This is a genomic window from Enterobacter cloacae complex sp. P42RS, assembly GCF_014930595.1.
Taxonomy (GTDB): Bacteria; Pseudomonadota; Gammaproteobacteria; order Enterobacterales; family Enterobacteriaceae; genus Enterobacter; species Enterobacter bugandensis.
The window spans coordinates 233625-254528 of record NZ_JADBRK010000004.1; the positions used below are offsets into that span (position 1 = coordinate 233625).

Consider the following 20904-nt stretch of genomic DNA (forward strand, 5'->3'; position numbering starts at 1 on the left):
TCCATCTATACTGATTAACACTCATACTGCCAGTGTCAAAAACCTGCAGGCCTTGGTAGAATTATCTCCTTTGGCTATTCCACACAGCAGCTTGAGCTAACCAAATTCCTCTTAGGTGAAATAAAACATGGCAAAACACCTGTTTACGTCCGAGTCCGTATCAGAAGGACATCCTGATAAAATTGCTGACCAAATCTCCGATGCGGTGCTGGATGCGATCCTGGCGCAGGATCCTAAAGCGCGCGTAGCGTGTGAAACCTATGTCAAAACCGGCATGGTTCTGGTTGGCGGTGAGATCACCACCAGCGCATGGGTTGATATCGAAGAGATCACCCGTAACACGGTGCGTGAGATCGGCTATGTGCATTCTGATATGGGCTTTGATGCCAACTCCTGCGCGGTACTGAGCGCGATTGGCAAACAGTCTCCGGACATCAACCAGGGCGTTGACCGTGCCGATCCGCTGGAACAGGGCGCGGGCGACCAGGGCCTGATGTTCGGTTATGCAACCAACGAAACCGATGTGCTGATGCCAGCACCTGTGACCTACGCACACCGTCTGGTGCAGCGTCAGGCTGAAGTGCGTAAAAACGGCACCCTGCCGTGGCTGCGCCCGGATGCGAAAAGCCAGGTCACCTTCCAGTACGACGACGGCAAAATCGTCGGTATTGACGCGGTGGTGCTGTCTACCCAGCATGCCGAAGAGATCGATCAGAAATCCCTGCAGGAAGCAGTGATGGAAGAGATCATCAAGCCGGTTCTGCCAACCGAATGGCTGAGCTCAGCAACCAAATTCTTCATCAACCCAACCGGACGCTTTGTTATCGGCGGCCCAATGGGCGACTGCGGCCTGACCGGTCGTAAAATCATCGTTGATACCTACGGCGGCATGGCGCGTCACGGTGGCGGCGCGTTCTCCGGTAAAGATCCGTCTAAAGTTGACCGTTCTGCCGCGTACGCTGCACGTTATGTGGCGAAAAACATCGTTGCTGCCGGCCTGGCCGACCGCTGTGAGATTCAGGTTTCCTACGCAATCGGCGTGGCTGAGCCAACCTCCATCATGGTGGAAACCTTCGGTACGGAGAAAGTGCCTTCAGAACAGCTGACCCTGCTGGTGCGCGAGTTCTTCGACCTGCGTCCATACGGCCTGATTCAGATGCTGGATCTGCTGCACCCAATCTACCAGGAAACCGCTGCATACGGTCACTTTGGTCGTGAACATTTCCCATGGGAAAAAACCGACAAAGCCGCTCTGCTGCGTGAGGCTGCCGGTCTGAAGTAATCGACAGCCGAGAGTATTAAACAGGCCAGCCTTTGTGCTGGCTTTTTTTATGTCGGGGGGCGGCTAAAGCCGCACAACTGAAAGCGATTACACCGCACCGGATATATCCCTCTTTCAGAATATTCTCTTTGCATGAACGCCTTTCTTCTGCTGTTACATTTCCTTTCAGTTAAGTCTGAAATTCAAACAAACGCGATGCGCATCACCTCGTTTACCTCTATATTTTCAAAGCTTTAATAATTTTTACGGTTGCACGTTAGTGTAACCGATTACACCATTGTGATTAATCTCACATATTTTTATGGGTCGCTCACCTACCCTTATCATCAATAAAACTGATAACCCAACTGGAGGGCATAATGCCTGACAATAAAAAACAGGGGCGTACGTCCAACAAGGCGATGACTTTCTTCGTCTGCTTCCTCGCCGCCCTGGCAGGATTACTCTTTGGCCTGGATATCGGCGTCATTGCCGGCGCTCTTCCCTTCATCGCAGACGAATTCCAGATTAACGCGCATACCCAGGAATGGGTGGTTAGCTCCATGATGTTCGGCGCCGCCGTTGGGGCCGTCGGCAGCGGCTGGCTCTCCTTCAAGCTCGGACGCAAAAAGAGCCTGATGATCGGTGCGATCCTCTTCGTCGCCGGTTCGCTCTTCTCCGCTGCCGCCCCTAACGTTGAAGTGCTTATTCTTTCCCGCGTGCTGCTGGGCCTTGCGGTGGGCGTGGCGTCTTACACCGCCCCGCTCTACCTCTCCGAAATTGCGCCGGAGAAAATCCGCGGCAGCATGATTTCCATGTACCAGCTGATGATCACCATCGGTATTCTCGGCGCTTACCTGTCCGATACCGCGTTCAGCTACAGCGGCGCATGGCGCTGGATGCTCGGCGTGATCATCATCCCGGCCATTCTCCTGCTGATTGGCGTCTTCTTCCTGCCGGACAGCCCGCGCTGGTTTGCCGCCAAACGTCGCTTCGTTGATGCCGAACGCGTGCTGCTCCGCCTGCGTGATACCAGCGCGGAAGCGAAAAACGAGCTGGAAGAGATCCGCGAAAGCCTGAAGGTAAAACAGTCCGGCTGGGCGCTGTTTAAAGAGAACAGCAACTTCCGTCGGGCGGTGTTCCTCGGCGTGCTGCTGCAGGTGATGCAGCAGTTCACCGGGATGAACGTCATCATGTACTACGCGCCAAAAATCTTTGAACTGGCTGGCTACACCAACACCACCGAGCAGATGTGGGGCACCGTCATCGTGGGCCTGACCAACGTGCTGGCGACCTTTATCGCCATCGGCCTGGTGGACCGCTGGGGACGTAAGCCAACCCTGACCCTGGGCTTCCTGGTGATGGCGACGGGTATGGGCGTTCTCGGTACGATGATGCATGTAGGCATCCACTCCCCAACCGCCCAGTACTTCGCGGTGGGCATGCTGCTGATGTTTATCGTCGGGTTTGCGATGAGCGCCGGTCCGCTGATTTGGGTACTGTGCTCTGAAATCCAGCCGCTGAAAGGGCGTGATTTTGGTATCACCTGCTCTACCGCAACCAACTGGATTGCCAACATGATCGTCGGCGCAACGTTCCTGACCATGCTCAACACCCTGGGCAATGCCAACACCTTCTGGGTCTACGCCGGTCTGAATATCTTCTTTATTGTGCTGACCGTCTGGCTGGTTCCAGAAACCAAACATGTTTCTCTGGAACACATTGAACGTAACCTGATGAAAGGTCGTCCGCTGCGCGAAATCGGCGCCCACGACTAATCCTCTTGCGGGAGGCGCCTCTTGCGCCTCCCCGCTTCCCGCTTTATGCTCTGCCCCTATGAAAGCTCCCCGTCTCCCCATCGCCATTCAGCAAGCCGTTATGCGCAGCCTGCGGGAAAAACTTGCCCAGGCGAATCTGAAACTCGGCCGCAATTACCCTGAACCGAAGCTGGTCTATCAGCAGCGCGGCACCGCAGCCGGCACCGCCTGGCTGGAATCGTACGAGATCCGCCTGAACCCGGTGCTGATGATGGAAAACCAGCAGGCGTTTATTGAAGAAGTGGTGCCGCACGAGCTGGCGCACCTTCTGGTATGGAAGCATTTTGGCCGCGTCGCGCCGCACGGCAAAGAGTGGAAGTGGATGATGGAGGCGGTGCTCGGCGTTCCGGCGCGCCGTACCCATCAGTTCGAGCTGGAATCGGTACGCCGCAATACCTTCCCCTATCGCTGCCAGTGTCAGCAGCACCAGCTTACCGTCCGCCGCCATAACCGCGTGGTGCGCGGTGAGGCGACCTACCGCTGCGTCAAATGCGGCGAACCGCTGATTGCAGAGTAATCACCTGAACTTTCAGGAACTTTCCTGATCTGACTGATTGCATACAGGAACAACATTCGTTACGTTGCGGGCTCGTTTTGACACGGAGTGTAAGATGTCCCGTAATGTTTCTCTCGCGGTCGCTTTTCTGGCGACGGCGCTTTCCGGTCAGGCCCTGGCCGACGGTATCAACAGTTTTTCCCAGGCCAAGGCAGCAGGCGTGAAGGTGAACGCCGATGTGCCGGGCGATTTCTACTGCGGCTGCAAAATTAACTGGCAGGGCAAAAAAGGGGTCGTTGACCTCGAATCCTGCGGCTATAAGGTGCGTAAAAACGAAAACCGCGCCAGCCGCATCGAGTGGGAGCATGTCGTTCCGGCCTGGCAGTTTGGTCACCAGCGCCAGTGCTGGCAGGACGGCGGACGTAAAAATTGCGCCAAAGATCCGGTTTATCGCCAGATGGAAAGCGACATGCATAACCTGCAGCCTGCGGTAGGTGAAGTGAACGGCGACCGCGGCAATTTCATGTACAGCCAGTGGAACGGTGGCGAAGGCCAGTACGGCCAGTGCGGTATGAAGGTAGATTTCAAAGAGAAAGTCGCCGAGCCCCCTGCCCGCGCGCGCGGCAGCATCGCCCGCACCTACTTCTACATGCGTGACCGTTATGACCTCAACCTTTCACGCCAGCAGACGCAGCTGTTCAATGCCTGGGATAAGCAGTATCCGGTGACGGAATGGGAATGCCAGCGCGACGAACGTATCGCCAGAGTCCAGGGGAATCATAATCCGTACGTCCAGCGGGCTTGCCAGGCGCAAAAGAGCTAACCTACACTACGGCAATTCGCTTATACCGCATGACATATGGAATTTTTGACTATGCGCATTCCCCGCATTTACCACCCTGAACTGATTACCGCAGGCCGCGAAATCGCCCTGTCTGACGACGCCGCCAACCACGTTGGCCGCGTGCTGCGCATGGGGGCTGGCCAGGCAATACAGCTGTTCGACGGCTCTAATCAGGTTTTCGACGCGGAAATCACGCGGGCGGATAAAAAAAGCGTGCATGTGAATGTCTTGCGCGGCGAAGTGGACGACCGTGAATCGCCGCTGCACATCCACCTTGGGCAGGTGATGTCGCGCGGAGAAAAGATGGAATTCACCATTCAAAAATCCATTGAGCTGGGTGTAAGCCTCATTACGCCACTTTTTTCCGAGCGCTGTGGCGTTAAACTGGATGCGGAACGTCTGAACAAAAAGATCCAGCAGTGGCAGAAAATCGCCATTGCGGCCTGCGAACAGAGCGGCCGCAACCGTATTCCGGAGATCCGCCCGGCGATGGATCTGGAGGACTGGTGTGCAGAAGAGGATAGCGGGCTGAAGCTCAATCTTCATCCGCGCGCCAGCGCCAGCATCAATACGCTGCCGCTGCCCGTTGAGCGCGTACGCCTGCTGATTGGCCCCGAAGGCGGCCTGTCGGCGGACGAAATTGCGATGACGGCGCGCTACCAGTTTACTGATATTCTGTTGGGACCTCGCGTTCTGCGCACTGAGACAACGGCACTCACGGCCATAACCGCGCTACAGGTACGGTTTGGCGATCTGGGTTGAAGTATTAACGGAGAAGAACATGATAAAGCTCGGCATCGTGATGGATCCCATCGCAAACATTAACATCAAGAAAGATTCCAGCTTCGCCATGCTGCTGGAAGCGCAGCGTCGTGGCTATGAGCTCCACTATATGGAGATGAACGATCTTTATCTGATCAACGGTGAAGCCCGCGCACGCACCCGCATCGTTAACGTCGAACAGAACTACGACAAATGGTACGAATTCGGCACCGAGCAGGACATTGCCCTGGCCGACCTCAACGTCATCCTGATGCGTAAAGATCCGCCGTTTGACACCGAATACATCTATAGCACCTACATCCTTGAGCGTGCCGAAGAGAAAGGGACGCTGATCGTCAACAAGCCGCAGAGCCTGCGCGACTGCAACGAGAAGCTTTACACCGCCTGGTTCTCTGACCTGACGCCGGAAACGCTGGTCACCCGCAGCAAAACGCAGCTGAAAGAATTCTGGCAGAAGCACGGCGACATCATCATGAAGCCGCTGGACGGCATGGGCGGCGCGTCTATTTTCCGCGTGAAAGAAGGCGACCCGAACATTGGCGTGATTGCCGAAACGCTGACCGAGCTGGGCACGCGTTACTGCATGGCGCAAAACTATATTCCAGCGATCAAAGATGGCGATAAGCGCGTGCTGGTCGTGGACGGTGAGCCGGTGCCTTACTGCCTTGCGCGTATCCCACAGGGTGGCGAAACCCGCGGTAACCTGGCGGCAGGTGGCCGCGGCGAGCCGCGTCCGCTAACCGAAAGCGACTGGGAAATTGCCCGCCGCGTTGGCCCAACGCTGAAAGCCAAAGGCCTGATCTTCGTTGGCCTGGATATCATCGGCGATCGCCTGACTGAAGTTAACGTCACCAGCCCAACCTGCATTCGCGAAATCGAAGCGGAGTTCCCGATCTCGATCACCGGAATGCTGATGGACGCTATCGAAAAACGCCTGCAGAAATAACCCACCAATGAGTGACAGCGCCCGGGTTTCTCCGCATACTGGGCGCTGTCGCTTTTTAAACCAGGAAACAGTACCTCTGACAATGAATTTACAGCATCACTTTCTTATTGCCATGCCTGCTCTCCAGGATCCGATTTTTCGCCGCGCCGTGGTTTATATTTGTGAATACAATGAAGACGGCGCGATGGGTATTATCATCAACAAACCGCTGGAAAACCTGCAGGTTGAAGGGATTCTGGACAAGCTGAAAATCTCGGCTGAAGCGCGCCTGCCGGAAATCCGGCTTGATAAACCGGTGATGCTGGGTGGACCTCTTGCCGAAGATCGCGGCTTTATCCTGCATACCCCGCCGGTATTCTCTTCCAGCATTCGCATCTCCGATAACACCGTGATCACCACCTCGCGCGACGTGCTTGAAACGCTGGGCACCGCTGAGCAGCCTTCCGAAGTGCTGGTGGCGCTGGGCTATTCGTCGTGGGAGAAAGGCCAGCTTGAGCAAGAGATCCTCGATAACGCCTGGCTTACCGCACCTGCGGACATGAATATTCTGTTTAAAACCCCTATTGCCGATCGCTGGCGTGACGCGGCAAAACTGATTGGCATTGATATTCTGACCATGCCTGGCGTAGCGGGGCACGCGTAATGAGCGGCACCCTTCTCGCCTTCGACTTCGGCACCAAAAGCATCGGCGTCGCCGTGGGTCAACGGATCACCGGCACCGCCCGCCCGCTCACGGCGCTGAAAGCTAACGACGGCACGCCGGACTGGAACCTTATTGAGCGCCTGCTCAAAGAGTGGCAGCCGGACGACGTGATTGTCGGCCTGCCGCTGAACATGGACGGCACCGAGCAACCGCTTACCGCCCGCGCGCGTAAATTCGCCAATAAAATCCATGGCCGCTTTGGCGTCTCCGTGAAGCTTCACGACGAGCGTCTCAGCACCGTCGAAGCGCGTGCAGGCCTGTTTGAACACGGTGGCTTCCGGGCGCTCAACAAAGGCAGCGTAGACTCCGCTTCAGCCGTTATCATCCTCGAAAGCTACTTCGAACAGGGCTTTTAACGCAGGGGCCTACAGCCGCCCCTGTGCCCGTCTCTCCGCCAGGCTCTGGTCAAAGTTCTGCATTCCCGCCTGCTGGCCGGTTTGAATGATGCCGGGCAGCTGCCACGTCTTCCCCTCACGAATCAGATTCGCCGCCGCCGCGGTGTTTACCAGCAGCTCGTACAGCGCGACGCGCCCGCCCTGAAGATCGGGAAGCAGCTTTTGCGCCAGCACTGCCCGCAGGCTGCCGGCCAGCTGGTTACGCACCGGATCTTTCTCCTGCGCCGGGAACGTATCGACCAGCCGTTCAATCGCCTGTGCTGCCCCGCGCGTATGCAGCGTCGCCAGCACCAGATGCCCGGTCTCCGCCGCCGTCAGCGCCAGGCGGATCGTTTCGCTGTCGCGCAGCTCCCCCAGCAAAATAACGTCCGGGTCCTCGCGTAACGCACTGCGCAGCGCCTCTGCAAATGACGGGCTGTGCTGGCCTATCTCCCGCTGCTGAATCAGGCAACGTTCACTCTGGTACATAAACTCCACCGGATCTTCAAGCGTGAGGATATGGCCGTCAGTATGGCGGTTGAGGAAGTCGACCATTGCGGCCAGCGTGGTGGATTTACCGCTGCCGGTCGCTCCCGTTACCAGAATCAACCCGTTGTCGCTGGACAACAGTTCGGGAATAGCGCGCGGCACCCCAAGCGAAGGGAGCTGCGGACAGGAACGCGGCAACAGCCGCAGGGTAACGGAGATGCCCTTCATCTGCTTAAACGCACTGCCGCGCAGACGCTGGTCTCCTGCGACCGTCACGGCAAAATCGACCTGCCCGTTTGCCCACCATGCGCCCTGCTGTTCGTCGTTGAGCCACGCCTTTAGCAACGCCCCGACGTCCGGCGGCGGAAACGGGGCCGGCTCAAGGCGGCCCAATCTGCGCCAGCGCGGTGGTGAATCACTGCACAGGTGTAGATCAGAGACGTTATGCTTTACACTAAGGGCCACAATTTCTTCCACATCCATAGACTACTCCTCGGAAAATGAACGACATTGCGCATAACCTGGCACAGGTCCGGGACAAAATCTCAGCCGCTGCAACGCGTTGCGGCCGTGCTTCAGAAGAAATTACGCTACTTGCAGTCAGCAAAACCAAGCCTGCGAGCGCCATCGCAGAAGCGATTGCTGCAGGTCACCGGGCGTTTGGCGAAAACTACGTGCAGGAAGGTGTGGATAAAATTCGCTACTTCCAGGAGCAGGAGACGTCCGATCTCCAATGGCACTTTATTGGTCCCCTGCAGTCGAACAAAAGCCGTCTGGTGGCAGAGCACTTTGACTGGTGCCATACCATCGACCGTCTGCGTATTGCTTCCCGTCTGAGCGACCAGCGCCCGGCGGAGATGCCTGCGCTTAACGTGCTGATTCAAATCAACATCAGTGATGAAAACAGCAAGTCCGGCATTGCGCTGAGCGAGCTGGATGCGCTGGCCGCAGAGGTGGCCGCCCTGCCGCGCTTAACCCTGCGCGGGCTGATGGCCATTCCGGCACCTGAGTCAAGTTATGAAAGGCAGTTTGCCGTGGCACAGCAAATGGCTGTAGCATTTGAGGCGCTTAAAGCGCGCTATGAAACGGTAGACACGCTTTCACTGGGCATGTCGGATGATATGGAAGCCGCCATCGCGGCAGGCAGCACTATGGTGCGCATCGGCACAGCCATTTTCGGTGCGCGCGACTACACCAAATAATAAGGAAACCTGAGGAACGCCATGAAGACGTTGACTTTCCTGCTCTCAACGGTCATTGAGCTGTACACGATGGCGCTTTTGCTGCGCGTCTGGATGCAGTGGGCCCGCTGTGACTTTTACAATCCGTTCTCCCAGTTTGTCGTGAAAATCACGCAACCTGTTGTCGGACCGCTGCGCCGTATTATCCCGGCCATGGGCCCCATCGACAGCGCTTCGCTGCTGGTGGCGTTTATTCTGAGCGTGCTCAAAGCCATCGTGCTGTTTATGGTCATCACCTTCCAGCCGATTATCTGGATTGCCGCCGTCCTGATTCTGATCAAAACCGTCGGTTTGCTGATCTTCTGGGTACTGCTGGTGATGGCGATCATGAGCTGGGTAAGCCAGGGGCGTAGCCCGGTAGAGTACGCCTTGATTCAGCTGGCCGAGCCGCTGCTGCGTCCGATCCGTAACCTGCTTCCGTCCATGGGCGGCATCGACTTCTCCCCGATGATCCTGGTGCTGCTGCTCTATGTGATCAACATGGGGATCGCCGAACTGCTCCAGTCTACCGGCGATATGCTGCTGCCGGGGCTGTGGATGGCGCTATGAGTGCAGTAAGCACCTGCACCGACGGGCTGGTTTTACGGCTGTATATTCAGCCGAAAGCCAGCCGCGACAGTATTGTTGGGCTGCATGGCGACGAGCTAAAGGTCGCCATCACCGCCCCACCGGTCGATGGCCAGGCGAACGCGCATCTGACCAAATATCTGGCAAAACAGTTTCGCGTCGCCAAAAGCCAGGTCATCATTGAAAAAGGTGAACTTGGGCGGCATAAACAGGTAAAAATCCTTAATCCGCAATCTATCCCGACGGAAGTCGCGGCTCTGACAGAACAGGACTAAACCATGCAGAAAGTTGTTCTCGCGACCGGTAACGCCGGTAAAGTGCGCGAGCTGGCCTCGCTATTAAATGATTTTGGGCTGGATGTGGTGGCTCAGACCGAGCTGGGCGTGGAGTCCGCCGAAGAGACGGGCCTGACGTTTATCGAAAACGCCATTCTGAAAGCGCGCCATGCGGCGCAGGTAACCGGCCTGCCCGCGATTGCCGACGACTCCGGTCTGGCCGTGGATTTTCTCGGCGGTGCGCCGGGGATTTACTCCGCCCGCTATTCCGGGGTGGACGCCACCGACCAGCAGAATCTGGAAAAGCTGCTCGTGGCCCTGAAGGACGTTCCCGACGAACAGCGTACCGCGCAGTTCCACTGCGTGCTGGTCTACATGCGTCATGCGGAAGACCCGACGCCGATTGTCTGTCACGGCAGCTGGCCGGGCGTGATTACCCGTGAAGCGGCTGGCAACGGCGGCTTTGGCTACGACCCGATTTTCTTTGTCCCGACCGAGGGCAAAACCGCTGCGGAACTGACCCGCGAAGAGAAAAGTGCGATTTCCCACCGTGGACGCGCGCTGAAACTATTACTGGAAGCACTACGTAATGGCTAATTTGCCGCCTCTGAGTCTTTATATTCATATCCCGTGGTGCGTGCAGAAATGCCCGTACTGCGATTTCAATTCGCACGCGCTGAAGGGCGAAGTGCCGCACGATGACTACGTCGCGCATCTGCTGGCCGACCTGGACGCCGATGTGCCGTACGCACAGGGACGTGAAGTTAAGACCATTTTCATTGGTGGCGGTACGCCGAGCCTGCTGTCAGGCCCGGCAATGCAGACGCTGCTGGACGGCGTGCGTGCGCGCCTGAACCTGGCGGCAGATGCGGAAATTACGATGGAAGCCAACCCCGGCACCGTTGAGGCCGACCGTTTTGTCGAGTATCAGCGCGCGGGCGTGAACCGCATCTCCATCGGCGTGCAGAGCTTTAGCGAGCCGAAGCTGAAGCGTCTGGGGCGCATTCACGGCCCGGAAGAGGCGAAGCGCGCGGCGAACCTGGCAACGGGGCTTGGGCTGCGCAGCTTTAACCTCGATTTGATGCATGGCCTGCCGGATCAGTCGCTGGAAGAGGCGCTGGACGATTTGCGCCAGGCCATTGCGCTGAATCCACCGCACCTGTCGTGGTATCAGCTCACCATCGAACCAAACACGCTGTTCGGCTCCCGCCCGCCGGTGCTGCCGGATGACGACGCGCTGTGGGATATCTTCGAGCAGGGCCACACGCTTTTGACCGCTGCCGGGTATCAGCAGTATGAAACGTCCGCCTACGCGAAGCCGGGCTTCCAGTGTCAGCACAACCTGAACTACTGGCGTTTTGGTGATTATCTGGGGATTGGCTGCGGCGCCCACGGCAAGGTGACCTTCCCGGATGGTCGCATCCTTCGCACCGCCAAAACCCGCCACCCGCGCGGATTTATGGAAGGACGCTACCTTGAGCGTCAGCACGACGTTGAGGCGGCGGATAAGCCGTTTGAGTTCTTTATGAACCGTTTCCGCCTGCTGGAAGCCGCGCCGCGCGCGGAGTTTTCGCTGTACACCGGGCTGCCGGAATCGGTGATTCGTCCGCAGATTGACGAAGCGCTGGCAAAGGGGTATCTCACCGAGAGTGAGGAATGCTGGCAGATCACCGAGCACGGCAAGCTTTTCTTAAACTCCCTTCTTGAGCTGTTCCTCGCTGAAGATTCCTGAAGGCTGATTCAGGATTTCGCATCCCGTTCTGCCGGCTAAGGGAAAGGCTGGCAGAGTATGGGGATGGAAAAATCAAAACAACTCCGTAAACAAATGACGCCCGAAGAGTTACGCCTCTGGTATTTACTCAGGGGACGCCGCTTCTTTGGCTATAAGTTTCGCCGCCAGATGCCGATTGGTGCATATATCGTGGATTTTGCCTGTTTTAAGGCAAAGCTGATTATCGAGCTGGACGGTGGCCAACATCAGAATAACGAAACCTATGATTCACGTCGTACTGAATTTTTGAATGCGAACGGCTGGGAAATACTACGGTTCTGGAATAACGAATTCAGGACAAACGAGGAGGAGGTGTTAATGGCTATCAGGCAACGACTGCGCTGCCTGATGCCCTCACCCTGACCCTCTCCCACAGGGAGAGGGAACAATTACACCCTCTCCCCTGGGGAGAGGGACCCAGCGCGCAGAGAACTTACTTCAGCGTCCCCACCAGCGCCTTCCGGCTGTCTTCCAGCGACACCACGCGTTTACACACGTCTTTGCCGAACTGCTGGAAATCATCTTCCTGGTTCTTCCACTCGTTCTGAATGGAAGTCTGCAAGCCGCCCAGGCTGCCCAGCACGCCCTGCAGCGGGTTACCGCCGCCTTTCAGCACGGCTTTGGCGCCCATCTCGTTAATGCTGTCCTGCAGGATGCCGCCCATCGCCTGGTTCACCAGCTGCTGGCCGTCAGCGCGGACCTGATCGATCGCCTTATAGTGGAACGTCAGGCCATCAGAGCGCGTCTCGATAATGCGGTTCATCTGCTCTTTGAGCTGCTTGTCGAGCTTCGTAAGGCGGGAGCGCATATTACTGCTCTCCCCCACCTCTTTAGTGATGATTTTGTCCAGCGCGACGCGGCTCTTTTCGACGCGCGTCAGGGCACCTTCATTAATCCATGGCAGCGCGGTACGCAAATCGGCCTGATAATCTTTCGCCTGCTCACGCTGTGCGGCAGTCAGGTTGTACTGTTTGCCGTTAAAGGTGACGTTCCCTTCCGGCGTAATCACCAGATTGCCGTTCTCGCCTTTGACCTGCACGGTTTGCGGGCTTAACACCACGTCATCACGCGGGGTGACGCTACATTGATAATCCGCATGGGCGGTGAATCCGGTTGCCATCAAAGCAACAGCCAGCAACATTTTGCGCATCTTAAACACTCCCTCAGACAAAATGGGCCAGCTAATGCTGGCCCGCTTACTGCTTTATTAGTCCCACCAAACGTCGAAAAGTTCGCTCACGCGGACATCTTCCAGCTTGTGCTCTTCAAGCCATTTGCGAACCAGGGCCTGATGTTCTTCGGTGCATTTGCCCACTTCCTGGGTGCAGATCAGACCTTCCCATGCCAGGTAGCCGCTACCGTCGAAGGCCAGCTTGTTTGGCTCGATTACCTCGTTGATGAACGCATCAACGTCCTGGTCGATCTGCTCAACGCTGGTGCCTTCCGGGAAACGCCAGGCAACGGAGAAGCCCACTTCCTGGAATTCTTCGATGTGCATCTTTTTACGCAGACGACGGCTACGATTCTTTGCCATTATTTCACCCTCTCGAACATTAAGTCCCATACGCCGTGACCAAGACGATGGCCACGCTGTTCAAATTTTGTCACCGGACGCGATTCCGGACGCGGTACGTAGTCGTTGCTCTCGGACTGATTTTTGTACCCGTCCAGAGACGACATCACTTCCAGCATGTGTTCCGCATAAGGTTCCCAGTCGGTCGCCATGTGGAAAACGCCGCCCAGCTTGAGCTTGCTTTTCACCAGCTCGGCAAACGGTGCCTGAACGATACGGCGTTTATTATGACGCGCTTTGTGCCATGGGTCAGGGAAAAAGAGCTGAACCATGTTCAAAGAATTGTCAGGAATCATTTTGTGCAGCACTTCCACCGCGTCGTGACACATCACGCGCAGGTTCTCAACGCCCTCTTCGTGGGCCGTTGCCAGGCACGCGCCGACGCCCGGGGAGTGTACTTCAATGCCGAGGAAGTTCTGCTCCGGGCGCGCTTTCGCCATAGTGACCAGCGAGGTGCCCATACCAAACCCGATCTCCAGCGTGACGGGCGCGTCGCGGCCAAACAGCTCGGTAAAGTCGAGCGGCTGCTCGCTGAACTCAACGCCCATCACCGGCCAGTAGTTGTCCAGCGCGTGTTGCTGCCCTTTTGTCAGGCGGCCCTGACGGCGGACAAAGCTGCGAATACGGCGCAGCGGGCGACCGTTTTCATCAAATTCCGGTGAAATGACGTCGTTTTTCATAAAAGAGTTGTCTGCTTGTGAGAATGTTCGGGAAACGGGCATTATCCAAAGTTAAGGCTTCTATGCAAGCATGGGAAAGATCCGGTTTACAGTAGATGGACGCTGTGCTGCAATCTGCGTCCCTGATTATGCGAATCGATGACCATGCAAGCCTCTCAATTTTCAGCCCAGGTGCTGGACTGGTACGACAAATACGGGCGTAAAACCCTGCCCTGGCAAATTGAAAAAACGCCCTACAAAGTATGGCTCTCCGAGGTGATGTTGCAACAAACGCAGGTCGCCACCGTGATCCCTTACTTCGAGCGTTTTATGGCACGCTTCCCGACGGTCACCGACCTGGCAAACGCGCCGCTGGACGAAGTGCTGCACCTGTGGACCGGGCTGGGCTATTACGCCCGCGCGCGCAACCTGCACAAGGCCGCGCAGCAGGTCGCCACCCGCCACAACGGTAAATTCCCGGAAACCTTCGACGAGGTGGCCGATTTACCCGGCGTCGGACGTTCAACCGCAGGCGCGATCCTCTCCCTTTCATTAGGCAAGCATTTCCCGATCCTCGACGGCAACGTGAAGCGCGTGCTCGCACGCTGCTACGCCGTTGACGGCTGGCCGGGTAAGAAAGACGTTGAAAAACGCCTGTGGGAGATCGCTGAAGCGGTCACCCCGGCGAAGGGCGTAGAGCGTTTTAACCAGGCGATGATGGATCTTGGCGCGATGGTCTGCACGCGCTCAAAACCAAAGTGCGAACTCTGCCCGGTGAACAACCTCTGCGTGGCGTATGCCAACCAGTCATGGGCGCAGTATCCGGGTAAGAAACCTAAACAGACGCTGCCGGAGCGCACCGGCTATATGCTGCTGATGCAGCACGGTGACGAGGTCTTCCTCGCCCAGCGTCCGCCGAGCGGTCTGTGGGGTGGTCTATACTGCTTCCCACAGTTTGAAGATGAAGACTTGCTGCGTGAATGGCTTGAACAGCGCGGCATTGCGGCAGATACCCTGACGCAGCTGACCGCGTTTCGCCACACCTTCAGCCATTTCCATCTGGATATAGTACCGATGTGGCTTCCCGTGTCCTCATTCACCTCCTGCATGGATGAAGGCACCGCTCTCTGGTATAACTTAGCGCAACCGCCATCAGTCGGGCTGGCGGCTCCCGTGGAGCGCCTGTTACAGCAATTACGTGCCGGTGCAATGGTTTAGCATCGGCAACACAAAGAGGAATACGTATGGCCAGAACCATTTTTTGTACTTTCCTGCAGCGCGACGCTGAAGGCCAGGATTTCCAGCTCTACCCGGGCGACCTGGGCAAGCGCATCTATAACGAGATCTCCAAAGAAGCCTGGGGACAGTGGCAGAAAAAACAGACCATGCTGATCAACGAGAAAAAGCTCAGCATGATGAACCCGGAGCACCGCAAGCTGCTGGAGCAGGAGATGGTGAACTTCCTGTTCGAGGGCAAAGACGTCCACATCGAAGGCTATACGCCGCCGGAAAAATAACAGCGTGCGGGTGAAACCCCGCCGTTAAAGCAAACACAACACGCACTCCCGGAATGATGAAAAAACTTTTAGCGCTAGCCCTTGTTGCGCCGTTGCTGGTCTCGTGCTCGTCCAAAAAAGGCGATGATTACAATGAAGCCTGGGTCAAGGACACCAACGGTTTTGACATTTTGATGGGGCAGTTTGCCCATAACATCGAGAACATATGGGGATTTAACGAAGTTCTTATTGCCGGACCGAAGGACTACGTTAAGTACACCGACGCCTATCTGACCCGTAGCCACATCAACTTTGATGAGGGTACGATCACCATTGAGACCATCGCAGGCACCGACCCTGCGGCACGGCTGCGTCAGGCGATCGTCAAAACCCTGCTGATGGGTGACGATCCGGGATCTATCGATCTCTACTCCGATGCGGACGACATCACCATTTCGAAAGAGCCGTTCCTGTACGGTCAGGTTGTCGACCAGACCGGACAGCCGATCCGCTGGGAAGGTCGCGCCACGAAATTTGCCGACTACCTGCTGCAGACGCGCCTGAAGAGCCGCTCTAACGGCCTGAAGATTATCTACAGCGTCACCATTAACCTTGTCCCGAACCACCTCGACAAGCGTGCGCATAAGTATCTGGGCATGGTGCGTCAGGCGTCGCGTAAGTATGGCGTGGACGAGTCGCTGATCCTGGCGATTATGCAGACCGAATCCTCGTTCAACCCGTACGCGGTGAGCCGTTCCGACGCGCTGGGGCTGATGCAGGTTGTCCAGCACAGCGCCGGTAAAGACGTCTTCCGCTCGCAGGGGAAATCCGGCACGCCGAGCCGCAGCTATCTGTTCGATCCGCAAAGCAACATTGATACCGGCACGGCCTATCTGGCGATGCTGAACAATGTCTATCTCGGCGGAATTGATAACCCGACGTCGCGTCGCTACGCGGTGATCACCGCCTATAACGGCGGCGCGGGCAGCGTGCTGCGCGTCTTCTCGAATGACAAAGTGCAGGCTGCGAACATCATCAACAGCATGACGCCGGGGGATGTTTACTCCACCCTCACCACCCGCCACCCGTCTGCGGAATCCCGCCGGTACCTGTATAAGGTGAATACGGCGCAGAAAAACTATCGTCGTCGATAATCAACACACCTTCTCCAGCAAGGAGAAGGTGTTCTGCTTCCCCTCTCCCTGTGGGAGAGGGTCAGGGTGAGGGCATCAGGCCGCACCTATCCTCCACCCATACGAAAATGTTATTTGCATCACAAACCAAACTGCAAATTAATGTGGATTGCATTTTTTTGCGGGAGGTAACAAAACATATCGTTGCCAACTGATAGAATTGCATCAAATAACAACCCTGAATGTTCCTATAACAACATATCTCCCGCTCACTTGTGAGGAAAGTAACATGAACCTTAAGCTGCAGCTTAAAATCTTGTCGTTTCTGCAGTTCTGCCTGTGGGGTAGCTGGCTGACTACACTCGGCTCCTATATGTTTGTGACGCTCAAGTTTGATGGTGCGTCAATCGGTGCCGTCTACAGCTCGCTGGGTATTGCGGCTGTTTTCATGCCAACGCTGCTCGGTATCGTGGCGGATAAATGGTTAAGTGCGAAATGGCTGTATATGCTTTGCCATCTGGTGGGTGCGGGGACGCTGTTTATGGCGGCCGAAGTGACCACGCCGGGGGCGATGTTTATGGTGATCCTGCTTAACTCGCTGGCGTATATGCCAACGCTTGGGCTGATCAACTCCATCTCCTACTACCGCCTGAAATCTGCCGGCCTGGATATCGTCACCGACTTCCCGCCAATCCGTATCTGGGGCACCATCGGCTTTATCATGGCGATGTGGGGCGTGAGCTTCGCGGGCTTCGAGCTGAGCCACATGCAGCTGTATATTGGTGCTGCGCTCTCCGTACTGCTGGCGCTGTTCACCCTGACGCTGCCAACCATTCCGGTATCTAACCAGCAGAAAAACCAGAGCTGGAGCACCATGCTTGGCCTGGACGCCTTCGCGCTGTTCAAAAACAAGCGCATGGCGATCTTCTTTATCTTCTCCATGCTGCTGGGCGCGGAGCTGCAAATCACCAACATGTTCGGCAACACCTTCCTGCACAGCTTCGATAACGATCCGCTGTTTGCCGGGAGCTTTATCGTTGAGCACGCGTCGGTGATGATGTCCATCTCGCAGATCTCCGAGACGCTGTTCATCCTGACCATCCCGTTCTTCCTGAGCCGCTACGGCATCAAAAACGTCATGCTGATCAGTATCGCCGCGTGGATGCTGCGCTTCGGCCTGTTCGCCTACGGCGACCCGAGCGCGTTCGGCACCGTGCTGCTGGTGCTGTCGATGATTGTTTACGGCTGCGCCTTCGACTTCTTCAACATTTCCGGTTCGGTGTTTGTGGAAAAAGAGGTGAAGCCTGAAATCCGCGCCAGCGCGCAGGGCATGTTCCTGATGATGACCAACGGCTTCGGCTGTATTCTGGGCGGCGTGGTGAGCGGTAAAGTGGTTGAGATGTACACCACCAACGGTATCACCGACTGGCAGCCCGTGTGGCTGATCTTCGCGGCGTATTCGCTGGTGCTGTTCTTCGCGTTCCTCGCGCTGTTCAAGTACAAGCACGTTCGCACAGCGCACGGTACACAGCCGATTGCGCATTAATTGTTGTGCCCGGTGGCGCTTCGCTTACCGGGCCTACAAAACCAGACCGTAGGCCGGGTAAGGCGTAGCCGCCACCCGGCTATTTTATTGCAGAGAGCACCCACCCCACCGACAGCAAATCCGCGCTGCCGCCCGGACTCAGGTTTCGTTCAATCAGTGCCTTATCCATCTTAAGCAACGCCTCGCGATCCCAGCCGTTAGCCAGCAGTTTCCGCGCATAGCCCTGAACGTAGCGCAGCCCCTGAATGCCGCCGCGTGACACGAGATTACTGTCCTGATTGACCGCCATCAGGCGCAACAGCAGGCCGTGAAGCGACTGTCCGTTCCACTGCCCCAGCGCCTTACGCACCGTCGCAAAGCCGCTCTCCGCCTCGCCTCGCGCCCCGGTTAAGCCGTACTGCTGAAACTGCCGCTCGCCCGCCGTCGCCTGCCCGCTGCGCGCTGCCAGCTCCCGCGACACCAGCCCGCTACAGATGTTACTCACCTCACAACAGAGGCTGCTGGCGGAGATATTTTTCACACGCCCGGCAGCGAAGCACAGCAGGCCGAGAGCAAAAATCCCACCCTTATGCGTGTTCACGCCGTTCGTCGCGGCGTACATCGCCTGCTCGCAGGCCATCCCCATCGGGCGGATAATCCGCAGCTGCTGAGCGGCTGGCTTGTCCGCATGTGTCTCGCCCAGCTCCGCAAAACGGGCAAACCACGGCGTAATCGCCGCAATGCTACGGACAAACAGCGCGTGGTCCATATCGCGATGGGAACCGTTGTTGAGCTTGTCCACCAGCCCCGGCTTGGGCGTCAGCTCCAGCTCCTGCCACAGCGCCGCTTCGGCAAGCCCGGGCACGTCAACCGGGCGCGGTTTAGTCGCGAGCAAACCAGTCATCGATCGTCTTCTCCACGCGGGAAACTACCTGCTCAACGGGATGGCGCCGCGAACGGGAGCAGGCATGCGCGGGCTCGTCGCAGATCAGGCAGCGCCTGAGGTTTGCCCCCAGCGACTGACGCCCCACGTGGCCATGCTGAGGACAAATCACGTCCAGATCCCACAGCCTGCCGAGCGGGTGCGTCTGCTCCAGTTCCGCGCAGTGCGCTTTGATTTCCGCCGCCGGATGGGCGACGCACCACAAGGCTTCCGGTCCGGTGGGCAGCCACAGCACCTGGCGGTCCAGCACCTGCCAGCGGTTCTCCCACAGCAGCTGGTCGCACATCTGGAGCGCCACCCCCATGGTGTTGCGATAGCGCAGGCTGTCCTTGATTTCCCCTGGCGTGACCAGCGTGAGGGAGATCACCGGCTGTTTATAGTGCTCAAGCATGTCAGCCTGACGGGCTGCGCGACGCTCCTTCGCCGCCAGCAGTTCCTCCAGGCTGACACCCGCCCGCACGGGTGTCGCTAAAATCATACTGACTCCTTCACCTGTCGTACGGTGTCGATCACGCTGCCGTCGCGGTAGCGGATCACACCGACTATTTTGTCTGTAAATTCAATCGGTTTCGGTACGCCGGTCAGGGAAATCGCCCGCTCATAGAGCGCGCTGATGTCCACTACCTTCAGCCCGGCCTCCAGCAGCCGCTCGCGGATCTCCGGGCGCGCCGGGTTGACTGCGATGCCGTGATCGGTAACCAGCACGTCGATGCTTTCGCCCGGCGTGAGGCGCGTGGTGACGCGCTTCACGACCGTTGGAATGCGGCTGCGCAGCAGCGGCGCGACCACGATGGTCAGGTTGGCTGCCGCCGCCACGTCGCAGTGCCCGCCGGATGCGCCACGCATCACGCCGTCGGAGCCGGTGATGACGTTGACGTTGAAATCAACGTCAATTTCCAGGGCGCTGAGGATCACCACGTCGAGCTGGTCGCAGCTTGCCGCCTTGCTGCCGGGGTTGGCGTAGACGTTGGTGGAGATCTCTACGTGGTTCGGGTTGCGCGCCAGCGAAGCCGCCGCCTGGCCGTCAAAGCACTGGGTGTCGAGCAGCTTTTCGATGAGCCCCTTCTCGTGCAGATCCACCAGGCTGCCGGTGATGCCGCCGAGCGCAAAGCGCGCCTTTACGCCGCTGCGCTCCATCTTCTCTTCCATAAAGCGGGTGCAGGCGGTGGCCGCCGCGCCGGAGCCGGTCTGCATCGAGAAGCCCGGCTTGAAGTAGCCGGAATGCTCGATCACGTCCGCCGCATAGCGGGCGATCATCAGCTCGCGCGGGTTGCTGGTGACGCGCGCCGCGCCGACGCTGATTTTCGCCGGGTCGCCCACGCTCTCGACCTGCACGATGTAGTCCACCTGGTCCTGCACCAGGCTGGCGGGCATATTCGGGAACGGCACCAGCTCTTCGGTCAGCAGCACCACCTTGCGAGCAAAGTGCGCGTCCACCATCGCGTAGCCGAGCGAGCCGCAGCACGATTTACCGTGCGTGCCGTTAGCGTTGCCAAACGCATCGCTGCACGGCACGCCGAGAAACGCCACGTCGATATTCAGCTCGCCGTCCTGGAGCAGCTTCACTCGCCCACCGTGGGAGTGAATGTGTACCGGCTCGTCCATCAGCCCGTGGGAGATGGCGTCCGCCAGCCTGCCGCGCATGCCCGAGGTGTAAATCCGGGTGATGACGCCGCTTTCAATATGCTCGATCAGAGCGTCGTTGCAGGTCATCAGCGAGCTGGAGGCCAGCGTCAGGTTTTTAAATCCCATCCGCGCCAGCAGCGCCACAACGGTGTTGATCACCCGGTCGCCTTCGCGAAAGGCATGGTGGAAGGAGATGGTCATCCCGTCCTGCAGGCCGCTGCGCGCTACGGCTTCTTCAAGGGAGGCACAGAGCTTGCGGTTGTGCTTCGCGTCACTATCCGCCAGCCAGGGCGTCGCGCTGTGGGCAGTATCAAAGGGTTTCAGGTCCCGCAGATGGGGGAAGTTTACGTGGAGAAGTTCAGTCTGATTCATTGTCTTATCC

The 20904-nt window shown here is 57.6% G+C and carries 25 protein-coding genes; 18 read left to right on the top strand and 7 right to left on the bottom strand.

Features of this window, described 5'->3' with window-relative positions; translation table 11 throughout:
• Nucleotides 1-127: 127 nt before the first annotated feature.
• The 8 genes from metK (at nt 128) to ruvX (ending at nt 7206) form a co-directional block, all read left to right on the top strand.
• Complete coding sequence (metK, locus tag IM314_RS07020; RefSeq protein ID WP_041908329.1) at nt 128-1282, top strand: methionine adenosyltransferase; 1155 nt, start codon at nt 128-130, stop codon at nt 1280-1282.
• A gap of 359 nt (nt 1283-1641) precedes the next feature.
• Entirely contained in the window at nt 1642-3039 is a 1398-nt protein-coding gene (gene galP, locus IM314_RS07025; RefSeq protein ID WP_041908328.1) for a galactose/proton symporter, read from the top strand.
• Nucleotides 3040-3097: 58 nt separating this feature from the next.
• Complete coding sequence (locus IM314_RS07030) at nt 3098-3595, top strand: SprT family zinc-dependent metalloprotease (protein WP_028014364.1); 498 nt, start codon at nt 3098-3100, stop codon at nt 3593-3595.
• A gap of 94 nt (nt 3596-3689) precedes the next feature.
• Complete coding sequence (endA, locus tag IM314_RS07035) at nt 3690-4397, top strand: deoxyribonuclease I (RefSeq protein ID WP_028014365.1); 708 nt, start codon at nt 3690-3692, stop codon at nt 4395-4397.
• Between the two features lie 51 nt (nt 4398-4448).
• Entirely contained in the window at nt 4449-5180 is a 732-nt protein-coding gene (rsmE, locus tag IM314_RS07040) for a 16S rRNA (uracil(1498)-N(3))-methyltransferase (RefSeq protein WP_041908327.1), read from the top strand.
• A gap of 19 nt (nt 5181-5199) precedes the next feature.
• Nucleotides 5200-6147, top strand: coding sequence for a glutathione synthase (gene gshB / locus IM314_RS07045; RefSeq protein WP_041908326.1), 948 nt, complete (start codon nt 5200-5202; stop codon nt 6145-6147).
• Nucleotides 6148-6229: 82 nt separating this feature from the next.
• Nucleotides 6230-6790, top strand: a complete 561-nt coding sequence (locus IM314_RS07050) for a YqgE/AlgH family protein (protein ID WP_028014368.1) — start codon at nt 6230-6232, stop codon at nt 6788-6790.
• Nucleotides 6790-7206 carry a Holliday junction resolvase RuvX gene (ruvX, locus tag IM314_RS07055; RefSeq protein WP_021242076.1) on the top strand — a complete coding sequence of 139 codons (417 nt, stop codon included), beginning with the start codon at nt 6790-6792 and terminating at the stop codon, nt 7204-7206. The genes IM314_RS07050 and ruvX overlap by 1 nt, the downstream gene beginning before the upstream one ends.
• Nucleotides 7207-7215: 9 nt before the next feature.
• Here the strand turns inward: ruvX and IM314_RS07060 are convergent, their stop codons facing one another.
• On the bottom strand, nt 7216-8196 hold the full coding sequence (locus tag IM314_RS07060; RefSeq protein ID WP_041908325.1) for a type IV pilus twitching motility protein PilT: 981 nt from the start codon (nt 8194-8196) through the stop codon (nt 7216-7218).
• Nucleotides 8197-8213: 17 nt separating this feature from the next.
• Between IM314_RS07060 and IM314_RS07065 the strand changes: the two genes are divergently transcribed.
• The 6 genes from IM314_RS07065 (at nt 8214) to IM314_RS07090 (ending at nt 11930) form a co-directional block, all read left to right on the top strand.
• Nucleotides 8214-8915 carry a YggS family pyridoxal phosphate-dependent enzyme gene (locus IM314_RS07065; protein ID WP_028014370.1) on the top strand — a complete coding sequence of 234 codons (702 nt, stop codon included), beginning with the start codon at nt 8214-8216 and terminating at the stop codon, nt 8913-8915.
• A 21-nt stretch (nt 8916-8936) separates the two neighbouring features.
• Nucleotides 8937-9503: a YggT family protein gene (locus IM314_RS07070; RefSeq protein WP_045260768.1), complete on the top strand. Its 567-nt coding sequence runs from the start codon at nt 8937-8939 to the stop codon at nt 9501-9503.
• Nucleotides 9500-9796, top strand: a complete 297-nt coding sequence (yggU, locus tag IM314_RS07075; RefSeq protein WP_047364545.1) for a DUF167 family protein YggU — start codon at nt 9500-9502, stop codon at nt 9794-9796. The genes IM314_RS07070 and yggU overlap by 4 nt, the downstream gene beginning before the upstream one ends.
• A 3-nt stretch (nt 9797-9799) precedes the next feature.
• On the top strand, nt 9800-10393 hold the full coding sequence (locus tag IM314_RS07080) for an XTP/dITP diphosphatase (protein ID WP_010435473.1): 594 nt from the start codon (nt 9800-9802) through the stop codon (nt 10391-10393).
• The gene (hemW, locus tag IM314_RS07085; protein ID WP_045630003.1) at nt 10386-11528 is read left to right on the top strand and encodes a radical SAM family heme chaperone HemW; all 1143 of its coding nucleotides are present in this window, start codon (nt 10386-10388) and stop codon (nt 11526-11528) included. The genes IM314_RS07080 and hemW overlap by 8 nt, the downstream gene beginning before the upstream one ends.
• A gap of 63 nt (nt 11529-11591) precedes the next feature.
• On the top strand, nt 11592-11930 hold the full coding sequence (locus IM314_RS07090) for an endonuclease domain-containing protein (RefSeq protein ID WP_028014373.1): 339 nt from the start codon (nt 11592-11594) through the stop codon (nt 11928-11930).
• 70 nt (nt 11931-12000) lie between these two features.
• On the opposite strand, the gene IM314_RS07095 is transcribed toward IM314_RS07090, so the two are convergent.
• Genes IM314_RS07095 through trmB form a run of 3 tightly spaced genes read right to left on the bottom strand, consistent with a single transcriptional unit; the run spans nt 12001 to nt 13820 of the window.
• Entirely contained in the window at nt 12001-12717 is a 717-nt protein-coding gene (locus tag IM314_RS07095) for a DUF2884 domain-containing protein (RefSeq protein WP_047364549.1), read from the bottom strand.
• 57 nt (nt 12718-12774) lie between these two features.
• Complete coding sequence (locus tag IM314_RS07100) at nt 12775-13101, bottom strand: YggL family protein (RefSeq protein ID WP_028014375.1); 327 nt, start codon at nt 13099-13101, stop codon at nt 12775-12777.
• Nucleotides 13101-13820, bottom strand: coding sequence for a tRNA (guanosine(46)-N7)-methyltransferase TrmB (gene trmB, locus IM314_RS07105; RefSeq protein ID WP_028014376.1), 720 nt, complete (start codon nt 13818-13820; stop codon nt 13101-13103). Before trmB ends, IM314_RS07100 begins: the two co-directional genes overlap by 1 nt.
• 144 nt (nt 13821-13964) lie before the next feature.
• Between trmB and mutY the strand changes: the two genes are divergently transcribed.
• The 4 genes from mutY to IM314_RS07125 all read left to right on the top strand — a co-directional run bounded on the left by mutY (nt 13965) and on the right by IM314_RS07125 (nt 17974).
• Nucleotides 13965-15017, top strand: a complete 1053-nt coding sequence (gene mutY, locus IM314_RS07110; protein ID WP_188245988.1) for an A/G-specific adenine glycosylase — start codon at nt 13965-13967, stop codon at nt 15015-15017.
• A 26-nt stretch (nt 15018-15043) separates the two neighbouring features.
• Nucleotides 15044-15316 carry an oxidative damage protection protein gene (locus IM314_RS07115; protein ID WP_003862425.1) on the top strand — a complete coding sequence of 91 codons (273 nt, stop codon included), beginning with the start codon at nt 15044-15046 and terminating at the stop codon, nt 15314-15316.
• Between the two features lie 56 nt (nt 15317-15372).
• Nucleotides 15373-16449 carry a membrane-bound lytic murein transglycosylase MltC gene (gene mltC / locus IM314_RS07120; RefSeq protein ID WP_041908319.1) on the top strand — a complete coding sequence of 359 codons (1077 nt, stop codon included), beginning with the start codon at nt 15373-15375 and terminating at the stop codon, nt 16447-16449.
• 268 nt (nt 16450-16717) lie between these two features.
• Nucleotides 16718-17974, top strand: coding sequence for a nucleoside permease (locus IM314_RS07125; RefSeq protein WP_041908317.1), 1257 nt, complete (start codon nt 16718-16720; stop codon nt 17972-17974).
• Between the two features lie 79 nt (nt 17975-18053).
• Here the strand turns inward: IM314_RS07125 and citG are convergent, their stop codons facing one another.
• From citG to citF, 3 genes are read right to left on the bottom strand one after another with little or no spacing between them, the layout of a single operon-like run.
• The gene (gene citG, locus IM314_RS07130) at nt 18054-18857 is read right to left on the bottom strand and encodes a triphosphoribosyl-dephospho-CoA synthase CitG (protein WP_193358470.1); all 804 of its coding nucleotides are present in this window, start codon (nt 18855-18857) and stop codon (nt 18054-18056) included.
• Nucleotides 18835-19374 (bottom strand): citrate lyase holo-[acyl-carrier protein] synthase, encoded by a 540-nt coding sequence (citX, locus tag IM314_RS07135; protein ID WP_060572186.1) that lies wholly within the window; start codon nt 19372-19374, stop codon nt 18835-18837. Before citX ends, citG begins: the two co-directional genes overlap by 23 nt.
• Nucleotides 19371-20894 carry a citrate lyase subunit alpha gene (gene citF, locus IM314_RS07140; protein WP_028014382.1) on the bottom strand — a complete coding sequence of 508 codons (1524 nt, stop codon included), beginning with the start codon at nt 20892-20894 and terminating at the stop codon, nt 19371-19373. Before citF ends, citX begins: the two co-directional genes overlap by 4 nt.
• Nucleotides 20895-20904: the final 10 nt, after the last annotated feature.